The organism is Arachnia propionica (genome assembly GCF_003932785.1).
GTDB classification, from domain to species: Bacteria; Actinomycetota; Actinomycetes; order Propionibacteriales; family Propionibacteriaceae; genus Arachnia; species Arachnia propionica_B.
The window spans coordinates 1-777 of sequence record NZ_RQYT01000125.1; the positions used below are offsets into that span (position 1 = coordinate 1).

At 59.7% G+C, this 777-nt stretch carries 1 protein-coding gene; it reads left to right on the forward strand.

Going from position 1 to position 777, the window contains the following annotated elements:
* The coding region (locus EII35_RS15550; RefSeq protein WP_221739808.1) for a hypothetical protein at window positions 1-635 on the forward strand (635 nt) is incomplete at its 5' end.
* Between the last annotated feature and the right edge of the window lie 142 nt (window positions 636-777).

Here is a 777-nt window from a genome sequence, read left to right on the forward strand (position 1 = left end):
TGATGGGTGGCATTGTTGGTGGGGTGATGGCCTTGTCAGTGGGATGTTCTCCTGAGGGAGCCCCTGGCGGTGAGGGGCCGCCTTCGCCGAAGCCGTCTCGGGTGTTGATGCCGACGGAGTTTGCGGATCATTATGACCTGGTGGTGCCGGAGGGGTGGGAAGTGATCCAGTGGGATCAGTACGAGAAGGCGAAGTTCATTGGGCGGAGGATTGAGAGCATCGATCCCCCGGCTGCCGTGATCCTGGAGAACTGGGGTGGTGAGTGGGTTTCGGATTTCACGGACCGGCCGCTTCGGGTGAATGCGTTGAGTTGGGAAGAGGTGTTTGAAACCCAGAGGAGGGAGTTCTCGAGTTCAGAGTTCTTTGGGTTTGAGGTTTTACCTGAGCGAACGATTGGTGGGGAGCGATCGGTGGGTATGAGAGTGCGTGAAGTGATGGAAGGGAGGGGGAGTGTGTGGGAGCAGTGGCATGTGTTGCGTCATGATGGGGTGTGGTTGTTTGATCTCTTGTCGGGTGGTGGTCGGGACCGGATCGGTGATGATGTGTATGAGTTGTTGGATTCGTTTCGGTGGACTGGTCCGGCGCCTTCGCCGATTCCTGAGCCGCTGCCAGTGCCGACGCCCCGTCAGAGGTGAGGGCTGAGGTGGTTGTTTCTTCCGTTGGTCGAGCGGGGTGGAACATGCGCCAGGGGCTCGAGAGGAGCGGTGTGCTGACACCCGCGGTCCAGCGGGAGAAGCGCAGAAGCAAGGGCGTGAACAACGCCTTGAGGGAGGTGAT